We start from the raw sequence: 19,913 nt of genomic DNA on the forward strand, positions 1-19,913 counted from the left end.
TGTATACATGTATAACTTTGATGTTGAGAGATTTTTGAACATTCAAAACGGTGCATTGTCGTTACAGGATGACTTTGAAGAGGCCATTGATACGATTGTTGAAAGAGGAATCGAAAATGTCTTTTTCGTTGGGACAGGTGGAGCAACCATTTTAATGTTTCCTGCAGAATATATCTTAAAAACGAATTCAACTTTACCAGTCTTTACTGAAATTTCTTCAGAATTGATGAGGATGAATCATCAGCATTTAAGTCAAAAATCATTAGTTATATTACCATCCTTATCTGGTACAACAAAGGAAACAGTGGAGGCCGCAGCATTTTGTAAAGATAAGGGAGCCACAACCATTAGCCTAGTGGGTCATGCCAACACACCATTAGCTACCATGACCGATTACACGTTTGTCAACTTTGCCGCAGATGATACATCCTGTGAATCTTTTTATCTACAATCCTATCTTCTAGCATTCAGATTAATGTACAAACGTAATGAACTACCGAATTATCATCAAATTGTAGAAGAACTGAAACAGCTTCCAACCGCTTTAGTAAAGGTAAAAGAAGACACTGAAGACCGTGCATCAGCTTTCGCTAAAAAGCATAAAGACACACCGTATCACATTCTTTCCGGTACTGGCGTCGATTGGGGCGAAACTTATTATTATGCCATGTGTATCCTAGAAGAAATGCAATGGATTAAAACACGACCAGTTCATGCCTCAGACTTTTTTCATGGAACGCTAGAATTGGTAGAAGAGGATACAAGTATTATCCTGTTAAAAGGTGAAGGTCTTTCTCGCCCGCTTACCGAGAGAGTACAGCGCTTTGCAGAGTATTATACGAAGGAATTAACCGTCTTTGACACGAAAGATTATGAACTCAAAGGTATATCAGATGAAGTTAGAAGTCTCGTATCTCCCATTGTGCTGGCAACGCTCCTTGAGAGAGTAAGCTGCCATTTGGAGAAAGAACGAAACCATCCACTCTCCACAAGACGGTATTATAAGAAAGTTCCGTTTTAGCTCTTAGTAGGTGAAAATTACTCTCCCTAAAGCAAGCAGATTACCAAATCTGTCTTCAATAGGGGGAGTCTTTTTATGTCATCCTACTAGCAGGTTTATTTTTAGCTAGAGGATATGTCTGCCACTCCTAGGGAAAAGATGGGAGTGTTCTCCCACATTCCACTTCATTTCTGGAACATACTTCCAAAAATAAAATAAACAGAAAACTTAAAAATGTTTGACATATGAAAACGGATGCATTATATTTTAATTAATACATCATATGATGTTATATCAAATGGAGGTGCAAGAAATGAAACAAGAACATGTTAAACAAATTTCTGATGTGGTAGCTGCTGTCAAGGGTCTCGAGGTTAAGAATATGTATTTTGTCGCTTGCGGAGGGTCAATGGCTTCATTAGGTACGGGAGATTACTTTGTAGATCGTGAGCTTGATGTACCTACTAGAGTCTATACATCAAATGAATTTGTCCACAGTGCTCCTAAGGGATTAGGTGAAGGCAGTATTGTCATTTTACGTTCTCACTCTGGTACGACACCAGAAACAGTGGAAGCTGCAAGATTTGCAAGAGAAAAAGGTGCTTTAACGATTGCAATTTCGATGGAAGTTGAATCCCCACTTTGTAAAGAGTCAGAATTCATAATACACTACAACTACAAAGATGGATCTAATGCGATTGACGGTGAAGTTGGCATGTATTTCAGCTTACTATTTAATCTTTTAAATACACTTGCTCCAAATGAAAAATATGAGCGAGTTTTACAGCAGTTAGAAAATCTTGAAACATTAATCGAAACGAATAAACAACAAACCATTGATCGAGCATTTGAGTGGGGCAAGGAAAATAAGAGAGAAAAAATTATTTATACGATGGGTAGTGGTGTGTATTATCACCAAGCCTATTCATTCACGAGTTGCTTACTAATGGAGATGCTCTGGATTCATTCCAATGCCATTCATTCAGGAGAATACTTTCATGGCCCATTCGAAATTACAGATTACGATGTACCATTCCTTATTATTAAAGGGGAGGATGCTAACCGTCCATTAGATGAAAGAGCCATCACATTTGCTAAAAAGTTCAGTAATAATGTTGAAGTGGTTGATGTTGCGGAACTAGACTTCACAGGTGTTGATGAGGATCTCGTTGAATATTTTGGACCCGCTATTGTAGGTGCTGTGTTACGTCAATATGCTGATGGCTTAGCAGAACACACAGGTCATCCACTTTCTGTACGAAGATATATGTGGAAAATGGAATATTAAATCATAGTTTACGTTAAGTAGAGTAATAGATTCTTACTTTTAAGAGTTATACAATCATTACTAATAGGAGTAAGTTCCTTGTGAGACATTACAGTGGGGGTCATACATGGTGAAATTCTAAGGGTATGACTGGAAAAGGCAGCTAATGGACTCACTCCTGTTTTATAAATTATCTGAATAGATAAAAAACAAAGGGGAGTGAATTATGATGAAAAAATTCCTGTCGTTTTTAGCGATATTGCTTATCCTTGTTCCAGTATTAGTAGCATGCTCAGATTCATCTTCTACGAAAGAAGAGGATGGCGACAAAGTAGTGATCGATTTTTTCCACAGATGGCCAAACGAGCCACGTAAATCTTTTTATGATGAAAAAATTAAAGAGTTTGAAGAGGCTCATCCAAATGTAAAAATTAATGTTGACTCTGTACTCAATGACTCTTATAAAGAAAAGATTAGAGTTCTTGTCTCGAACGATGATCTTCCAGATATTTTCACCTCTTGGTCTGATTCGTTCGCCGCAAATCTAGTCTCTTCTGAAAGAATTATGTCATTAGATGATATTATCAAGGAAGATACTGAGTGGTCTGATAAAATTATCGAATCACAGTATTCAGGGTTCACTTTTGATGATGTTACCTATGGTATTCCATTCACAATTGATGGAAAAGCCTTTTTCTACAATACAAAAATATTTGAGGAACACAATTTAAAAGCACCAACAACCTATAGCGAATTAATCGAAGTATTAGATGCACTTCAAGAGGCTGGTTATGAAACTCCACTCGTGGAAGGGTTGACGAATGGCTGGGCGATATCCCACTACTTAGGAACCATTTTCCAACGGGTGTTAGACCCTGCTGTAACAGCTGTTGACTATGTTGACGGTACGGGTGAATTTACGGATCCTGGTTACATCCGTGGGTTAGAAATCTTCAAGGAACTTACAACCTATATGGGTGACGTTTCAACCGCGATTGATCACGAGGCAGCACGTAATATGTTTGGGAATGGCGAAGTCCCAATGGTATACATGCAATTTGCCGAAATCAAAATGGTTGAAGAAATGGGCCTATCAGACATTGGATTCTTTGATTTCCCTGCTATTGAAGGTGGAAAAGGAGACTCTAAAGCGTTAACAGGTGCACCTGAAGGGTGGATGTTAAGTAAGAATGCTCCAAAAGAAGCAGTGGAATTCTTGAAATTCTTAACTTCTGAAGAAACGGCATACGATTTTACGAAAGCTGATGGACAACTAAATGCAATTAAAGGTTCTGTTGATGCTGAAAATACATCCGAAACAAGTATGGCAGCCTATGATATCGTGTTAAATGCAAGTGCAACTGCTCCGTGGTTTGATAATGCGGTTAATATCAATATTGCAGATATCTTCATGAGAGGTGGTCAAACCTTAGCAACTGGTGATGCAACACCTGAGGATATCATGAAGGAAGTTCAGGAAGCAGCGGCTAAATTAGGAAAATAACTACCCGTAAATGATAACTAAAGATTCAGGACTCGTACTTGAATCTTTAGTTCCATTTCATAGAGTAGTAGCCTTTTTTAACAAATTAATTGATAGGGGTGAAGCGTATGTTAAGAAAAAGAAGTAAATGGATCCCTATACTCTTCTTAATACCGAGTATTGTATTTCTTGCCACATTTGTATATCTTCCTCTTGTACAAAATTTCTACAATAGCTTCTTCGACTTTTCCGTATTTTCACAAAAGAAGACTTTTGTAGGTTTTGAGAATTTTAAAAATCTATTGGGTGATAAAGTCGTTCTTACTGCAATTGGTAACAACTTTAAATATATGATTATATCAGTTGTTTTACAGGTAGGATTCGCGCTAGTATTAGCTTATATCCTTGAGGATAAGATTTTTCGAAAAGCAGCGCCATTTTTAAGAGTTGTCTATTTTATCCCTGTTATGGTTTCTATTTCAGTTATTGCTTTACTTTTTGGGTTTATTTATAATCCGCAAATGGGTATTTTAAATAGTTTCCTAGAGTTAATTGGTTTAGAGGAATGGGCAAAACCGTGGCTGGGCAATTCGGGTACGGCAATTTATGCCGTTATTGCTATGTCACAATGGCAGAGTATTGGCTTTATTATGATGTTATTTATCGTAGCCATTCAGAAAATTCCTCAAGAACTTTACGAAGCAGCAGACATTGATGGAGCGAGTAAAATACGTAAGTTTTTTAGTATAACCGTACCGCAAGTGAGAGAGACAATCTTTGTTAACACATTGATTACCGTAACAGGGTCAATGTTAGTGTTCAACGAACCATATATCTTAACAAACGGGGGGCCTGGCTTTAGTTCGATGACCATGTCTGTACATATGTATCAGCAAGGCTTTGTCAAGGATAATATGGGATATGCTTCTACTATTGCAATTTTTATTTTCATGATAACGGCGATACTTGCCCTCATTCAAATAAGATTGTCTCGTACTGGAAAGGATGATTAATATGGGAAGACTACTAAAATCATCTCGTCGATACCAACGATTCGGTCTCAGTGAATTTTTTATCACGATCGGATTAATTGTATACGCTGTCATTATCCTATACCCACTTTTCTGGATGGTCGTCTCATCGATGAAAAGCTACAATGAAATCTACAACAATGTATGGGGGTTTCCAAGTACATGGCTCGTTGAAAACTACTCAACAGCTTGGTCAAAGGGAATTTCAAGTTATTTCTTAAATAGTTTATTTGTTACGTCAATAACGGTTATATCCGTTGTACTGATCGGGTCTATGGCAGCATTCGTGTTAGCGAGATATCGTACAAGGCTGATAGACTTTGCCTTGATTTTTATCATCGGTGGAATGATGATGAACCCAGAAGTTGCCTTAATTCCATTGTTTAATATTTTAAGTGGCTTAGACTTAATTAATACTCACTGGGCATTGATCCTAACTTATATTTCTTATCGACTTCCATTGTCGGTTTTACTACTGCGTGCATATTTCTTAAGTATTCCGCGGGAGCTGGAAGAATCAGCAATTATTGATGGCTGTAGCGAATTTGGAATTTATCGAAGAATCTATCTGCCAATGTCCATTCCAATTATTATTACGGTCATTGTATTGACTTCCTATTATGCATGGAATGAGTTCTTATTTGCTACAATCTTTATTGAATCAAATGACTTAAAAACCATTCCTTCAGGATTGATGAACTTCCGTGATGCGTTACGAACAGATTGGGGCGTTCTACTAGCGGGTATGGTCATGTCAGCAGCTCCAATGGTTTTATTGCTTATTTTCTTACAAAAATATCTTGTTAGAGGTCTATCAGAAGGATCTGTAAAAGGATAATGGAAAGGTGAATGATGATGAAAGTAATCGCAATTGGTGATAATGTAGTAGATTGCTATTTAGACCAGGGGCTATACTACCCGGGTGGAAATGCAGTGAATGTTGCTGTGAATTGCAAACGCTCTGGTGCTGAAGAAGTTGGCTATATCGGAGTATTTGCAACAGATGATAAAGCCCAGCATTTGAAGGATGTCCTTTCAAAAGAGGGGATTTCTTACCAACGCTCAAGAGTCGTTGAGGGAAAAAGTGGACAACCACGGGTGAATCTAACGGAAGAAGGCGACCGAGTTTTCGTATTTAGCCCAAAGGATACGGTCCAACATCTTGTCAAAATAAGACTTGTTGAGGGAGATTATGATTATATTAAAACCTTCGATGTCTGTCATACAAGCTGTTATTCTTGGCTTGAGGATGAACTTCCTATATTGTCAAAACAAATTGATGTATCCTTTGATTTTTCAGAGAATAGGGATTCGGAATATTTACAAAAGGTTTGTCCCTATATTTCAATCGGATTCTTCTCAGGAGCTAGCTTATCTGATGACGAAATCGAGAATCTTCTTGCAGAGCTTAAAGGATATAACCTGAAAGTAATAGGTATCACAAGAGGGTCTAAACCTGCTATTTTCGTCCACAATGGCAAGCGCTATGAACAAGAGGTACTCGAGACGGAGGTAGTCGACACAATGGGGGCAGGCGACAGTTTCATCGGAGCTTTCTTAACGGCCTTTTATAACGAGAAAAGTATGGAGGAATCACTGTACGATGCAGCAAAAAGTGCAAGCACCACATGCACATTCTACGGAGGTTTTGGTTATCCAAACAAGCTGGAGTAGCTTAGGTTCGGTAGACCTTCCAGTATTTAATATTTATTAATATAAACGTAGGCAGCCACAATTTAGGAGTGGGGATGACAAAAGACAGAAGGATTATTGCTTCTACGAAATTGAGAACTCTATGAAAATGACCGGGTTGAGCGTTTTTAATCGCGTGTTACGAAATAGGATTCATTTGCAACTATGGCGGAAAATTTTGTATATTAATAGTATGAAAATAGTAAAAGAGGTAGCTTATGAGAAATGACAAATTCGTTAGTTCAGAGAGTAGTCTCCTATTATATGAACAAGTTATGCTTGGAATCAAGGATATGATAGCTAATGGAGACATTAAGCCAGGTCAGAAATTACCAAACGAACAAGAACTATGTACAATATTTGATACAAGTAGAATTACCATTCGTAGGGCTTTAAAAGAACTTGAAGACGAGGGCGTCATCGAAATCCTTCATGGAAAGGGTACCTTTGTCAAAAACATCAAGCACTCCCTTCATATATTAAATTTGAAAGGGTTTACAGAAGGACTTTCAACACAGGAAAAAAACAATTTTTCCAAAAAGATTGTTTCAAACAAACTCATCACTGCAGATCGACAATTGATGGAAGTTTTCAAGCGAGACAAAGAATTTGAAGTCGTTGAATTAGTGCGGATAGTGGAAGATGATAACGGTGTGTTCAGTCTTGATTATGCTTATCTGCCTAATGACATCTATAATGGTATTTCTGAAAAACTAAAGGATAATATTTCGACCTTTCAACTCATTCATAATGATTATGGTATCGAATTCAAACGGGTACAGAAAAATATTGAAATCATCATGCCAACGCCCGAACTTTGCAACCTAATTGGCATAACACGAATAGACCCATTAGTCCAAGTCACCAAAATCATTCATGGTGAAAACGATGAACCCGTTCACTTTTCTAAATACTACCTTCTCGCAAACCGAGTCAACTTCTACATCGACATAAGTGTTGATTAATTTTACGTACATGGTAACAGGTACATTGCCCGGGTCTTAGTGATTCAGACGGACATTTTGTCCGAGTAAATGTATCGTGGGTTAAGAGATATGTCCCACTTGCCCACTTTGGAGAGGAGAGTAAGGATGGAGCGACTCAAATTAGTCATATTCGATATGGATGGGCTATTATTTGATACAGAATGGCCATCTTACCTTGCCATGAAAAAGGCTGTGGAAGGCAGGGGATTATCGTTTCCCATCTCAAACTATCGGCAATTAATTGGTCTGCATGGAAGTATGTCTCGTTCTGTTTTAGATACAATATATGATGGGAAACTAGAGATTGAGAGTGTTATTGAAGAATATCGGATCAGATTTGGAGAAATTTTAGAAACTGAAGGTGTTTCACTTAAGCCGGGTGCAGAACAGTTATTGAACTGGTTGGAGGAACAAAAGATAAAAAAATGTATCGCATCCTCTAGTTCTCGGAGTACGATTGCGGATTATTTAAAGAGAGTCGGCTTTGAATCTAGGTTTGACTTTTTTATCAGCGGAAGTGAAGTCGAAAATGGCAAACCCCATCCTGATATATTTATAGAGGCTTGCCGGAGGGTAGGGGAAAACCCAACGGCAGCCATTGTTCTCGAGGACTCCTTAAATGGCCTATTGGCTGCCCACGCAGCCAATATCCGCTGTATATTAATTCCTGATTTAATCGAACCCACAACAGAAATGAACAAAAAAGCATATTTCACATTACCAGATATGGAGAAAGCAATCCCGATTATCAAGGCCTTGATTTAAGCTGGCGGAGGGTAAATGAACTTGGGAACCTTCGAATGCAATTGGAACGGTTGCTGGAATTCAAACCTTTATCGGTAACTTCGCTGAGATCATCACTCCAGCAGCAACAGGTGTAATTGTACAAGCCACTGGAAGTTTCGTATGGGGATTAGTCGTTTCTTGAATTCTGATTAGACTTACATTCCTGCCTAAATACACTACGGGTCAGCGTCAAAAGACGCTGGCTTTTTTAGTGAGCATTGATCATTACTAATAATTCAACTAAGGATAATAGAATAGTGTTTGTGATTAGCGGCATGATAGTAGGAAAACCACGGAAATTGAGGTTGGATTCTTGCAAAAAAATTTTATGATTGGTTGATAATATCAGATAACGTACCGCCTGCTAAATCAAAACATAAACAAGTTATCGTTCAGTGCACAAGGTGTAATACTTTAAAGATAAAAACGCTCACGGCAATAAAAAATGGGTATTCTAAAAATTGCGGGTGTCTGAGAAGTGAAAAAGTTTCAAGAATCGTAACTGAAAGAAATACTGTTCATGGGAAATCAAATAATAACCGGCTTTATATTATTTGGAAAAACATCAGACAGAGATGTAGTAATCCTAATGCTAGTGGTTATTCGAATTATGGGGGACGCGGCATCAAAGTGTGCCTTGAATGGAATGATTATTTGACGTTTGAAAAGTGGGCAACAAGTATGGGGTATAATGACACACTAACTATTGAAAGAATAGACAAAGATTTGGATTATGAACCGGATAATTGCTGTTGGATAACAAAAAGTGAAAACACATCAAGAAGAAATATCATTCTTACTGGTAGTGGTAAAACACTAAGAAGCAAATTCTCAGAACAAGATGTAAAAGATATGAAGAATATGAGAATAAAGGGAATAACGTTAGAAGTCATAGCCGGTGCATTCGGATGCAGCATAAGTCACGTGGCAAGGTTAACAAAAGGTGAATATAAGTACCTTAAAATAGAAAACAACTAAATACAATAATCTTGAGGTGAAGTGTCAGGGCCAAAATAGGATACCTGACACTTTTCTTCTTTACTTTTAGAAGAAGAGGAGTTAGTTACAACCTTTGTTTAGCATCATACATGCATCAAAAGGACCAAAAAACGAAACTTTTATAGAGGAAAATCGTAAATATTAGAGATCAAAAAATGATTGCCCGAAATTACCTTTTATTGAGCAAAAGGAATGACTCTTACAAAAATGTAAGGCGCGGTAAGTAAGCTCGATGGTTCTAGATCCCTTTATTTTTTACAATTGAATTATGAAATTGTTAAAAATTAAGGAGAAATGGGGAAATGAGTAAACTTTACAAATTATTGATTACGATTGTTGAAGTGCTTGTTGACGGAAAGCGGGCAGCAACAGAATTAAACGAGCAAATAAGTTTAAAAACAGATTAGAGGTAAAAGTATGTTCAGATTAATAAAATATCTACTAAAATTTGTATTGATGATTACTCTCCTTGTAGGTTCATTGATTGGAGGGTTAGGGTATTTGAAATATAAAGAAGTTGTTTCAGAGATTCCTATTACCGAAAAAGTTGATTCTATAAGGAATGAGGAAAATTTTGTTCCTCTAGAGGAAATCACCCCTGATTTTTCGGAAGCCATTGTTGCCATAGAGGATCATCGCTTTTATGAGCATGGAGCTTTTGATTTTAGATCGCTTGTCAGGGCAACTTTTGTCAACTTAAAAGCAAGAGAGCTTACACAAGGTGGCAGCACATTAACACAACAAGTTGGAAAGAATTTATATTTTAGCAATGACAAAAATCTGATTCGAAAAGCAGCTGAACTTTTTGTCGCCTTTGACCTTGAAAGGGTCTATAGCAAAGATGATATTTTAGAACTATACGTTAATGTCATTTATTATGGTGACGGAAATTACGGAATTAAGGACGCAAGTGATAATTATTTTGGTAAATTACCGGCTGAACTCAATTATGAAGAGGCTACGTTCTTGGCTGGTTTGCCCCAAGCGCCTAGTGTTTATAGCTCGAACTTTGACATGGCGAAACAAAGACAGTCGGAAGTGATTGAAGCATTAACTGAGTATCGAGCTGAATAGGATTTCTAGCTAGCTTATTCAAAAAAATGCATGAATATTGAGAAGACAGGACATTACATATTTTTATAATAAAATATGTAATATTCCTTTGAATTTTGTTCTTGATAACGAAATAAATCAATATAATGCTCATATACAACTTCAAAGGAAAACTTGCTTTTATAAAAAAGGAGGGGTGTCCATGAAAAAAATAATGGAAGCAGTTATCGCTAGTTATTCTTTATACGTTGAAGCAATCGAAAGAATTTCTAAAAATAAAAGAACACAATTTCAACTACAAAATGAAAAGAAAGAAATGTTTCATAGATCAAAAGTAATACCTTTTGTTTCAAGGGAGGAGACCTATAGAAATCATTCGAATAAACGTAGGAGGAAATGAAGAAACCAAAATAAATTTGATATCAGTGAAAAACATCTTATTTAACCTCTAATTGGTACTATACAGTTAATCTCCAAACCACCCAAGCTGTCCTATGCAGTATCTTCCTACATCTTACCTACCTTAATAAAACTTCATCACCAAAGAACACATTAAAAATAAAAATTGAATCTAAAATAGGCCAAAAGTTCTAAATGTTTTTTGAATAAATAAAATTTTCTAAAAATACTTGAAAGTTAAAAAATGATTCTTTATACTAATGGTCAAGAACAAGCATATGGAACCTTTTTACATACAAAATGCAACCGGTTACATTTGAGTCATTCTCTAAAAATAATATTTAGACGTACTCAACAAGCAATATCGGAAACGATAAGGAGTTATAATATGGCCAAAATGAGTGATGTTGCAAAATTAGCAAATGTTTCAAAAGCGACTGTTTCACGGGTGTTGCAAAATCCAGAGACAGTCAAAGAACAAACCCGAAAAAAAGTGCTTAATGCAATCGAACAACTAAACTATCAACCTAATTTACTTGCCAGACAATTTCGTAGAACGGAAACAAAAACAATACTTGTTGTTGTCCCAACCATTATGAATAACGTTTTCCCTCAAATTATTGGAGGAATCGATTCCGCGGCAAATGAGCTCGGTTATAAAGTTCTGTTAGGAAATACCAATCGAAATCCTGAGAAAACATTAATCTTTATTAATGAATTAAAGCAAAAACAGGTGGACGGTATGATTTTATTAACAATCCCCCTCGAAGAAAAGGTTATAACTGAGGTTGCAGCAAACTATCCTGTTGTTCTTACCTCGGATTACAATGAGGGATTAAATATTCCAACTGTAGCCATTGACAATATTAGTAGTGGACGAGAAGCGACTGAACATCTGATTAAGCTTGGTCATAAAAGAATCGCTCATATTACTGGACCACTTGAAATTTCAATAAGTAGGGATCGATTAAAAGGTTATCACCAAGCAGTGCTACAGTATGGAGTAGATGTAGATAGTTTGTTAGTACAAGAGGGTGACTACTCTTATGAATCCGGATATAATCAGATGCTAAAATTATTGGCCATAGAAAATCCACCGACTGCCGTGTTTGCTGGAAATGATGTGATGGCAATGGGTGTCGTGAAAGCTGCAAAAGCACAGGGACTCAAAGTACCGGAAGATATAGCTGTTGTAGGTTTTGACAATATTATGTTTTCAGATATTTTTGAGCCTGCTTTGACGACAATCGAACAACCATTTTTTGAAATGGGGAAACGCTCAATGGAGTTATTACTTCAGCAAATTAATGGAGAAAAGCTGACAAAAATAAAGCATGTACTAAATGCGAGGTTAACGGTAAGAGATTCCTGCGGTTTTAATAAAGTAACAGTTATAGAAAAATAGTTTTATCGTTAATTTTTACACAACGAAATGTAATCGGTTTCAACACCTGCATTACGTTCGTCGCTTAACAACAAGGTTTTAGGCTGTTTTTTGATGAAATAATGTAACCGGTTTAATCGATTTTTAAGGAGGTGAACAAAGCAACTTCGTTTACATAATCATTTTTAATAGAAAATTCTTAGTAAAGGGAGAGGTAAAATGAAAAACATTCCGATTGGACTTCAAATGTTTACACTAAGAGATGAGTGTAGTAATGACTTTTTAGGGACATTAGAAAAAGTCGCAGAACTCGGGTATCAAGGGGTTGAATTTGCTGGGTATTATGGTCTACCTGCAAATGAGTTAAAAAAAGTGATCGATCATCTTGGTTTAAAAGCTACATCAAGTCATATTCCTATATCCTCTTTAGAAGAAAACTTACATGAGATTATCGCCTACGAACATGCAATTGGAAACGACAAAATTGTTTGTCCATTCCTTCCTCCAGAACGACGAAAAGAAGAAGATTATCTACAACTAATTAATAGTTTGAATCATATTGGGCAAGAGTGTCAAAAAGAAGGAATTACATTCTGTTATCACAATCATGATTTTGAATTACAACTCCTATCGAATGGACGTACCGCACTTGAAACACTTCTATATGAAACAAATCCTGAATGGGTAAAAGCAGAGTTTGATATTTATTGGTTAACAAAAGTTGGTGAAGATCCGGTTCAGTGGTTGCAACGTTATCAAGGAAGAACACCACTTGTTCACTTAAAGGATATGACAACAGACGGTGAACAATTTTTCGCTGAATTAGGGACAGGTGGAGTAGATATAGACGCGGTATTAAAGCAAGGGGCAAACTCAAATGTGGAATGGTTCATTGTTGAACAAGATCGTTCAAGGCGCTCCCCACTTGAAAGTGTTGAAATGAGTATTCAATATTTGAAAAAAAAGTCAGTGCTTTCTAGTTAAGATATTAGTTAGTAATAGGTAACGAAGGTAGAACTTTACTTACTATATAAAAATTCAGGAGGTTAAAAAATGAAAAAGCTGATTACTATTTTTACAGTTTTATCTGTTTTACTATTAGCTGCTTGTGGGTTGAATGGTGGTGGTTCAACAAGCGAATCATCATCTGGAAAGGCTGAGGACAGTAAAAGTAATGAGGGTAAAAAAGTGTTGGAATTCTGGCATATTGATCCAGGTGAAAAAGAAAAGATCTATGAAGAAGCTGTTGCTAGATTTGAAGAAAAACACCCGGATGTCGACGTAAAGGTTCTTCGCATTCCGAATGATGCTTTTAAACAAAAACTTTCTGTTGCAATGTCAGGTAACGAAGCTCCCGATGTGTTTAGTAACTGGGGTGGAGGTTGGTTAAAGAACTTTGTTGATCAAGGGAAGGTGTTAGATCTAACGGAATCAACCGATAAGGCTCATTTTAACGAACTTGCTCTTGATAATACAACCTTTGATGATAAAGTGTATGGTCTTCCTTTAGGTTTATCAATTGATGTTGTGTTTTACAATAAAGAAATTTTTGAAAAATACGGATTAACACCACCTAAAACATATGATGAATGGCTCTCAGTAATTGATACGTTAAAAGAAAACAATATTATTCCAATTGCTTTAGCAAATCAAACAAAATGGCCAGGGGCTTATCTGTTTATGAACTTTGCAAGTCGTATTGCAGGTCCTGAATTATTTGATAGCGCGTTTAATAGAAAAGGCAGAGGCTTTGATGATCCTGCATATGTTCAAGCAGGGGAATATCTACAAGAAATGGTTGAAAGGGAAGCGTTTAACCCTGGGTTTAATGGTGTCCCTTATGATGAAGGTCAAGGTCGCCAATTACTTTATTCCGGACAGGCTGCCATGATGGATATGACAATCTCTTTCGTAAACAACGTAAGACAAGAAGCACCTGAATTTGAAGAAAAACTAGACTTTTTCTTATTCCCAACTGTTGAAGGTGGGAAAGGAGATCAAACCCAAGTTGGAGCTGCAACAGGACCGGTTTGGTCAGTAGCAAAAAACAGTAAATATCCTGATTTAGCTACCGAATTAGCAAAAGAATTAACAAGTGCAGAAACTGCTCAAAATTATATGGATCGTACAGGTTCACTATCTGCTATCCAAGATATTAAACCAGCAGATGAATTTACAAAACGCTTTTATGAGATTGTTCAAGGAGCAACACATTTGCAAATGCCATATGATCAAACACTTCCACCAGAATTGGCAGAACTGCATAAAGATACGACTCAAGCCATATATGGATTGGATATGACTCCAGAAGAAGCCGCTAAGAAGATGGAAACAAAAGCGAAAGAAGTATTAGAGTAACTATAAAAAAGGGAGAGGAGTTTTCTCTCCCTTACATATCCATAAAAAAGGAGGGGGATATATGATGGAAACAACAGAAGTTAAAGTAACGAACACAAGGTCAATTATAAATGTAGCAACTCGAACAAAGCAGAAAAAATTTAAGAGTGCTCTAACCATTGGATTGTTTGTAGCACCAGCGTTAATTGTATATTCCATTTATGTGATATACCCAATTTTAACAACGTTAATGTACAGCTTCTATGATTGGGATGGGATGGGAGTTGGAGTCTTTGTAGGATTACAAAACTATATTGACTTATTCAAAGACGTCATTTTCTGGAAGGCACTTACAAACAATACCTGGGTTGTATTAACTTCCGTTTTTGTACAAATTCCTTTAGGTTTAATCATGGCCCTTATGCTGTTTGCGCCTATTAAAGGGATTAGGTTTTTCAGCAGTATTTACTTTTTCCCGTTTCTTATGTCAACAGTTGCAATCGGAATGTTATGGGTATTGATGTTTGACCCAATCAACGGAATGATAAATCAGTTTATTAATTTGTTTGGCTTTGAAAATGTTGCGTGGTTGAGCCAGACTAACACGGCACTTTTTGCTGTACTACTCGTAATTGTGTGGCAATTCGCACCCTTCTACATGATTCTTTTTAAAGCTGCGATTGTCGGAATTCCAGAAGATTTGTATGAAGCAGCGGAAATTGATGGGGCGAATCCTTTAACGAAGTTTTTTCGTATTACCCTTCCTTTATTAATGCCAACCATTGTTAGTTCTTCCATATTAGCAATAGTCGGGTCATTAAAGGCGTTTGATATTTTCTATATTATGACCGGCGGGGGTCCTAACCATGGGACAGAGTTATTAGGTACATACATGTTTAAGCAGGCATTTATTAATTTTAACATGGGGTATGCTAGTGCCATTGCCTTTGTGATGTTCTTTGTTGCACTTTTTGTCACCATTATTATTCAAGTGATGGACTATTATCGCAAAAAGAGAGGGGCCTACGTATGACGATTGGATTCAAAAAGATACCTCTATATGTCATTGCAGTTTTATTGCTAGTCTTCACAGGATTTCCGTTTTTATATATGATCTCGACCTCTTTGAAGACACAGAGTCAATTTTTTGAAAAGCCATTTGCGTTGTTTTCATCTTTTAATCTGGAAAACTTCCAAACGGTCTTTGAAATGGGATTAAGTCGTTACTTTCTTAATAGTATCGTAGTTTCCACTGTAGCCGTTTTTGCAGTGATGATTATTGCTTCTTTAGCAAGCTATCCATTAAGCAGAATGAAATTTAAATTGAATAAAGTTTTGTTTTTATTGTTTATTTCAGGGATGATGCTTCCTATTCATGCAACCCTAATTCCAATTTTTAAACTTTCGCAAAGCATGGGTGTACTGGATACGATTTGGGCATTGCTTGGGCCGTATATTGCATTTAGTCTGCCAATTTCAATCTTTATTTTAACTCAATTTATGCAAGAAATTCCGAAATCACTAGAGGAAGCTGCCAAAATAGACGGATGCAATCACTTTCAGATTTTCTGGCGAGTACTTCTTCCAATGCTAACACCTGCTTTAATGACTGTATTAATCTATAATTTCATTCATTTATGGAATGAATTTATCTTTGCCCTTGTCCTGATTTCTAGTCCAGAAAACATGACATTACCTCTAGGTTTACAAGACTTTAAAGGGGAATTTTCTGTGAATATTCCTGGATTGATGGCAGCATTGACACTTGCTAGTCTTCCAATCTTAGTCGTCTATCTTTTCTCACAAGAAAAAGTTGTAAAAGGACTTGCTGGCGGTGCAGTTAAGGAGTAAAGAAAGGATGGCCAGAAATGAAAAAAGTAAAAATCGGTGTGGTCGGTTGTGGCAATATTAGCGATATTTATTTAACAAACTGTCAAACGTTTCAGAACCTCGAAGTAGTTGCTGTCTCAGATTTAGATTTGAATAAAGCTGCAGAAAAAGCATTGAAATATAATATCCGAAAGGTTCTATCTGTTCAGGAGCTACTAGCAGACCCTGAAATTGACCTTGTTATCAATTTAACAATTCCTCGTGCACATGCAGATGTTTGTTTGCAGGCTTTAGAGGCTGGAAAACACGTATATGTTGAAAAACCACTCTCAACAACCCTTAACGACGGTAATAAAATTTTAGAAAAAGCCGAAGAAAAAGGATTAATGATTGGTGCTGCTCCAGACACGTTTTTAGGAGGGGGCATACAAACTTGTAAAAAGTTGATCCAAGATGGGGCAATAGGCAAACCGATTGCAGCAACTGCATTTATGATGAAACATGGTCCGGAAAGCTGGCATCCTGATCCTGAATTTTTCTATCAAGACGGAGCTGGACCAATGTTTGATATGGGCCCATATTATATTAATGTCCTTATTCAGCTAATAGGTCCTGTTCGCCGAGTAACAGGATCAACACAAATATCGGTACCTGAGCGAACCATTACGAGTAAGCCAAAATACGGAAAAAAGATTGAAGTCAATACACCTACACATGTCACAGGTATTCTTGATTTTGAAAATGGTGCAATTGGCACAATCATTACAAGTTTTGATGTGTGGGGTTCGAAAACACCGTATATTGAGATTTATGGAACAGAAGGAACATTAAGTGTTCCTGATCCAAATACATTTGGCGGACCTGTCATGATTCGCAAACCAGGTGAGGCCGATTGGGAGGAAGTGGGCTTAACTCACGGATTCATAGAAAATAGTCGGGGACTTGGGGTTGCTGATATGGCAGAAGCCATTCACTCAGGGAGACCTCTACGTGCATCAGGAAAACAGGCCTATCATGTACTTGAAGTGATGCATGGCATTTATGAATCTTCATTAAATGGTATGCATTATACGATGAAAAGTACTTTTGAGCAAGCTGCTCCACTTCCTGAAAACGGAATAGAAGAACTAGAGAATGATAAAGTTAAAACTTTTGAGGGAGGAACTAATAATGAGTAAAGTAAAAGTGGGTATAATTGGATGTGGAAGTATAGCAAGACGTCGTCACCTTCCGGAGTATGCGGCACAAGAAAATGTTGAAATTGTTGCTGTCTGTGACATTGTTGAAGAACGTTCTATTGAAATGGCTGAATTATACGGGGCAATCGCATATGTGGATTATACGGAATTGCTAAAAAATGAAGACATTGATGCTGTAAGTGTTTGTTTACCAAATGCTTTACATGCGCCAGTTACGATTGATGCATTAAATGCAGGAAAGCATGTGCTATGCGAGAAGCCAATGGCTACATCGAGACGAGAAGCTGAGGAAATGATTCAAGCATCAATAGAAAACAATAAAAAGCTGATGATTGCTCATAATCAGCGCTTTGTTGCGTCACATGTAAAAGCAAAGCAAATACTTGACAGTGGAGAAATTGGCAAAGTGTACAGTTTTAAAACAACATTCGGTCATCCTGGACCAGAACGATGGAGCATTGATGGTGCGACAAGTTGGTTTTTTGATAAAGAACGAGCTTTTATTGGTGCAATGGGAGACCTCGGCGTACATAAGTCAGATTTAATTCGTTATTTGCTCGGCGAAATTGTTGAAGTTGGCTCATTTGTTGAGACAAATGCAAAGGAAAACACAGATGTCGATGATAATGCGGTTTGTATTCTTAAAACAGAAAACGGTGTGATCGGTACATTAACAGCAAGTTGGTCGTATGTTTCTGGAGGCGATAATTCAACAATTATTTATGGGGAAAATGGAGTACTAAGGCTAGAAGCTGACCCTGTACATTCATTAATCGTCGAATACAAAAACGGTGAAGTTGTGAAATATGAGCTAGATAAAATCCAATCAAATGAAGAAGGCGGACAAACCAATACGCATGTCATTGAAAACTTTGTAACCTGCATTATCAATGACACTGTCCCACCAATCAGCGGGGAAGAAGGAATGAAATCACTTCAGGTAATATTAGCAGCACTTGAATCAAATGAAACGAAGCAAATTGTTCGAGTAAACACAGAAAAAGCTGCAATTTCACATTCTTAATTTAGATTCTGTCAATTGTTGCAGTTAGATATTTCTACCTCAAGTATGGGGATTTAAAACAAAACTAAGAACTATAAATGTTACCCTGACCACTTATGTTATGTAAGTAGTCAGGGCTTTTTTTCGTTCCTTATAGATGTACAACTAATAAAACATATAAATTTTTTGTAATTAATAAGTTGAACATATTTTCGGGTATATTATACAAAATAAACGGAGTTTGAGTTGAATGGTATATCTTGGTCATAAACCAGATAAACAGAAAAATGCGATAAAACTAGATAGTGAAAGAGAAACTAAGGAATGGGACATGATGATTCATGAGTGCAATAAACAAACAAGAAAGGAGCTACTGATTTGGACTTCAATCATCTTCCTAATCAAGATTCACCCATTTCTGGTACGGACTTCACCATTTTAGATTTTTGGAAATGGGGTTTCTCCAATGTACTCACTAATTCATTAAGGGGTATTTTTGCTGAGTTTCTTGTTGGTGCGGCAATTGGCTCACTCAATGAAACTAGAATAGAATGGGACGCCTATGATTTAAATTACAAGGATAAAAAAATTGAAGTGAAATCTGCTGCCTTTATTCAAGCCTGGTATAAGGGAACACTTTCAAAAATTAGTTTTACGATTGGCCCCAAAAAGGAATACGACTATCAAACAAATACCTATAGTCCAGAAGCGACAAGACATGCGGACCTATATGTATTTTGTTTATTACACGAAAAGAATCCTCAAATAGTGAACCCATTAGATACAAACCAATGGAAGTTTTATGTGGTGCCTACCGTAGAATTAAATACATATTTTCCTCATCAAAAAACAATCTCACTTTCGACATTAAAGAAAAAGTTTGAGCCCAAATTATTCTCTGAATTGAAGGCGGAAATTGACTCGATAATCTAGAATTTTTTCTCCAGTTTAATAAGATTCTTTGAAGTGATACTGTATGTTAGAAGATAGAGATTGGGCATTTTTAAATGGGCTCTGTTTTAGGATGAAAAACACCAATACTAAAACTGGTTCAAGTTTTATCATTATTTCAAGTCTAACCAGATAAAGGATTGCCTTGGACTATTGCTACACCTTAAATTTCTTGTTCTTAATCAACTAACTAGTAAAAGTAAACTAAGCGGAGGTTCTTCGGTTAGTTGGAGAATGGAGCTCGTTTTGGGTTATATAAGGGAAGGCTTTCCGATTATGCAAAGAAAATCGTGTCATTTTCGAATGTTTGGAGGCATTACCGGAATCTCACCGTTTATATAAGCCTTTTTTAAAAATAATTACGAATTAAGCGGAATTTGACAGTTTATTTTATTTATTAGTCCGAGTGCTTAACCTAATCCCCTTACCATAATTGCATGCTATACGGGAATCAGCAGCTTTTTATCGACCAGCTTATAAAAATCAACAAGGTTGAACCGTTAACACGTAAAT

Annotated in this window: 19 protein-coding genes; all 19 read left to right on the forward strand. The window is 36.8% G+C overall.

Features of this window, described 5'->3' with window-relative positions; all coding sequences use genetic code 11:
- The first annotated feature begins 7 nt into the window (after positions 1 to 7).
- The 19 genes from BTHG_RS01355 (at position 8) to BTHG_RS01455 (ending at position 19,382) form a co-directional block, all read left to right on the forward strand.
- Entirely contained in the window at positions 8 to 1,021 is a 1,014-nt protein-coding gene (locus BTHG_RS01355; protein ID WP_010281151.1) for an SIS domain-containing protein, read from the forward strand.
- A gap of 292 nt (positions 1,022 to 1,313) precedes the next feature.
- Complete coding sequence (locus tag BTHG_RS01360; protein WP_010281153.1) at positions 1,314 to 2,288, forward strand: SIS domain-containing protein; 975 nt, start codon at positions 1,314 to 1,316, stop codon at positions 2,286 to 2,288.
- Positions 2,289 to 2,493: 205 nt separating this feature from the next.
- Entirely contained in the window at positions 2,494 to 3,771 is a 1,278-nt protein-coding gene (locus tag BTHG_RS01365; protein ID WP_010281156.1) for an ABC transporter substrate-binding protein, read from the forward strand.
- A 107-nt stretch (positions 3,772 to 3,878) separates the two neighbouring features.
- Complete coding sequence (locus BTHG_RS01375; RefSeq protein WP_010281157.1) at positions 3,879 to 4,763, forward strand: carbohydrate ABC transporter permease; 885 nt, start codon at positions 3,879 to 3,881, stop codon at positions 4,761 to 4,763.
- A 1-nt stretch (position 4,764) separates the two neighbouring features.
- Positions 4,765 to 5,619, forward strand: a complete 855-nt coding sequence (locus BTHG_RS01380) for a carbohydrate ABC transporter permease (RefSeq protein WP_010281158.1) — start codon at positions 4,765 to 4,767, stop codon at positions 5,617 to 5,619.
- Between the two features lie 17 nt (positions 5,620 to 5,636).
- On the forward strand, positions 5,637 to 6,455 hold the full coding sequence (locus BTHG_RS01385; protein ID WP_010281159.1) for a PfkB family carbohydrate kinase: 819 nt from the start codon (positions 5,637 to 5,639) through the stop codon (positions 6,453 to 6,455).
- Positions 6,456 to 6,691: 236 nt separating this feature from the next.
- A complete protein-coding gene (locus BTHG_RS01390; RefSeq protein WP_010281160.1) occupies positions 6,692 to 7,438 on the forward strand; it encodes a GntR family transcriptional regulator in 747 nt (248 codons plus the stop codon).
- 126 nt (positions 7,439 to 7,564) lie between these two features.
- Positions 7,565 to 8,224 carry an HAD family hydrolase gene (locus BTHG_RS24000; RefSeq protein ID WP_010281162.1) on the forward strand — a complete coding sequence of 220 codons (660 nt, stop codon included), beginning with the start codon at positions 7,565 to 7,567 and terminating at the stop codon, positions 8,222 to 8,224.
- A gap of 702 nt (positions 8,225 to 8,926) precedes the next feature.
- The gene (locus tag BTHG_RS26595) at positions 8,927 to 9,223 is read left to right on the forward strand and encodes a hypothetical protein (protein ID WP_148361128.1); all 297 of its coding nucleotides are present in this window, start codon (positions 8,927 to 8,929) and stop codon (positions 9,221 to 9,223) included.
- Positions 9,224 to 9,745: 522 nt separating this feature from the next.
- Complete coding sequence (locus tag BTHG_RS01410) at positions 9,746 to 10,318, forward strand: biosynthetic peptidoglycan transglycosylase (RefSeq protein ID WP_010281164.1); 573 nt, start codon at positions 9,746 to 9,748, stop codon at positions 10,316 to 10,318.
- Positions 10,319 to 10,499: 181 nt separating this feature from the next.
- A complete protein-coding gene (locus tag BTHG_RS01415) occupies positions 10,500 to 10,697 on the forward strand; it encodes a hypothetical protein (RefSeq protein WP_010281166.1) in 198 nt (65 codons plus the stop codon).
- 387 nt (positions 10,698 to 11,084) lie between these two features.
- Positions 11,085 to 12,101, forward strand: a complete 1,017-nt coding sequence (locus BTHG_RS01420; protein ID WP_010281168.1) for a LacI family DNA-binding transcriptional regulator — start codon at positions 11,085 to 11,087, stop codon at positions 12,099 to 12,101.
- A 198-nt stretch (positions 12,102 to 12,299) separates the two neighbouring features.
- Positions 12,300 to 13,064, forward strand: coding sequence for a sugar phosphate isomerase/epimerase family protein (locus tag BTHG_RS01425; protein ID WP_010281170.1), 765 nt, complete (start codon positions 12,300 to 12,302; stop codon positions 13,062 to 13,064).
- A gap of 69 nt (positions 13,065 to 13,133) precedes the next feature.
- Positions 13,134 to 14,438, forward strand: a complete 1,305-nt coding sequence (locus BTHG_RS01430) for an ABC transporter substrate-binding protein (protein WP_010281172.1) — start codon at positions 13,134 to 13,136, stop codon at positions 14,436 to 14,438.
- Positions 14,439 to 14,499: 61 nt separating this feature from the next.
- Positions 14,500 to 15,450: a carbohydrate ABC transporter permease gene (locus BTHG_RS01435; RefSeq protein ID WP_010281176.1), complete on the forward strand. Its 951-nt coding sequence runs from the start codon at positions 14,500 to 14,502 to the stop codon at positions 15,448 to 15,450.
- The gene (locus BTHG_RS01440) at positions 15,447 to 16,268 is read left to right on the forward strand and encodes a carbohydrate ABC transporter permease (RefSeq protein WP_010281179.1); all 822 of its coding nucleotides are present in this window, start codon (positions 15,447 to 15,449) and stop codon (positions 16,266 to 16,268) included. The genes BTHG_RS01435 and BTHG_RS01440 overlap by 4 nt, the downstream gene beginning before the upstream one ends.
- 17 nt (positions 16,269 to 16,285) lie before the next feature.
- Positions 16,286 to 17,425 carry a Gfo/Idh/MocA family protein gene (locus BTHG_RS01445; RefSeq protein WP_010281182.1) on the forward strand — a complete coding sequence of 380 codons (1,140 nt, stop codon included), beginning with the start codon at positions 16,286 to 16,288 and terminating at the stop codon, positions 17,423 to 17,425.
- A complete protein-coding gene (locus tag BTHG_RS01450) occupies positions 17,418 to 18,470 on the forward strand; it encodes a Gfo/Idh/MocA family protein (RefSeq protein WP_010281185.1) in 1,053 nt (350 codons plus the stop codon). Before BTHG_RS01445 ends, BTHG_RS01450 begins: the two co-directional genes overlap by 8 nt.
- A 357-nt stretch (positions 18,471 to 18,827) precedes the next feature.
- Positions 18,828 to 19,382 carry a hypothetical protein gene (locus tag BTHG_RS01455; RefSeq protein WP_010281187.1) on the forward strand — a complete coding sequence of 185 codons (555 nt, stop codon included), beginning with the start codon at positions 18,828 to 18,830 and terminating at the stop codon, positions 19,380 to 19,382.
- Positions 19,383 to 19,913 lie beyond the last annotated feature (531 nt).

The organism is Bacillus timonensis (assembly GCF_000285535.1).
GTDB classification, from domain to species: domain Bacteria; phylum Bacillota; class Bacilli; order Bacillales; family Bacillaceae_L; genus Ferdinandcohnia; species Ferdinandcohnia timonensis.

What these genes read in the sequence shown, in the direction of transcription:
- BTHG_RS01355 (WP_010281151.1), top strand. Translation starts at nt 8, where the DNA reads ATGTATAACTTTGATGTTGAGAGATTTTTGAACATTCAAAACGGTGCA.
- BTHG_RS01360 (WP_010281153.1), top strand. Translation starts at nt 1,314, where the DNA reads ATGAAACAAGAACATGTTAAACAAATTTCTGATGTGGTAGCTGCTGTC.
- BTHG_RS01365 (WP_010281156.1), top strand. Translation starts at nt 2,494, where the DNA reads ATGATGAAAAAATTCCTGTCGTTTTTAGCGATATTGCTTATCCTTGTT.
- BTHG_RS01375 (WP_010281157.1), top strand. Translation starts at nt 3,879, where the DNA reads ATGTTAAGAAAAAGAAGTAAATGGATCCCTATACTCTTCTTAATACCG.
- BTHG_RS01380 (WP_010281158.1), top strand. Translation starts at nt 4,765, where the DNA reads ATGGGAAGACTACTAAAATCATCTCGTCGATACCAACGATTCGGTCTC.
- BTHG_RS01385 (WP_010281159.1), top strand. Translation starts at nt 5,637, where the DNA reads ATGAAAGTAATCGCAATTGGTGATAATGTAGTAGATTGCTATTTAGAC.
- BTHG_RS01390 (WP_010281160.1), top strand. Translation starts at nt 6,692, where the DNA reads ATGAGAAATGACAAATTCGTTAGTTCAGAGAGTAGTCTCCTATTATAT.
- BTHG_RS24000 (WP_010281162.1), top strand. Translation starts at nt 7,565, where the DNA reads ATGGAGCGACTCAAATTAGTCATATTCGATATGGATGGGCTATTATTT.
- BTHG_RS26595 (WP_148361128.1), top strand. Translation starts at nt 8,927, where the DNA reads ATGGGGTATAATGACACACTAACTATTGAAAGAATAGACAAAGATTTG.
- BTHG_RS01415 (WP_010281166.1), top strand. Translation starts at nt 10,500, where the DNA reads ATGAAAAAAATAATGGAAGCAGTTATCGCTAGTTATTCTTTATACGTT.
- BTHG_RS01420 (WP_010281168.1), top strand. Translation starts at nt 11,085, where the DNA reads ATGGCCAAAATGAGTGATGTTGCAAAATTAGCAAATGTTTCAAAAGCG.
- BTHG_RS01425 (WP_010281170.1), top strand. Translation starts at nt 12,300, where the DNA reads ATGAAAAACATTCCGATTGGACTTCAAATGTTTACACTAAGAGATGAG.
- BTHG_RS01430 (WP_010281172.1), top strand. Translation starts at nt 13,134, where the DNA reads ATGAAAAAGCTGATTACTATTTTTACAGTTTTATCTGTTTTACTATTA.
- BTHG_RS01435 (WP_010281176.1), top strand. Translation starts at nt 14,500, where the DNA reads ATGATGGAAACAACAGAAGTTAAAGTAACGAACACAAGGTCAATTATA.
- BTHG_RS01440 (WP_010281179.1), top strand. Translation starts at nt 15,447, where the DNA reads ATGACGATTGGATTCAAAAAGATACCTCTATATGTCATTGCAGTTTTA.
- BTHG_RS01445 (WP_010281182.1), top strand. Translation starts at nt 16,286, where the DNA reads ATGAAAAAAGTAAAAATCGGTGTGGTCGGTTGTGGCAATATTAGCGAT.
- BTHG_RS01450 (WP_010281185.1), top strand. Translation starts at nt 17,418, where the DNA reads ATGAGTAAAGTAAAAGTGGGTATAATTGGATGTGGAAGTATAGCAAGA.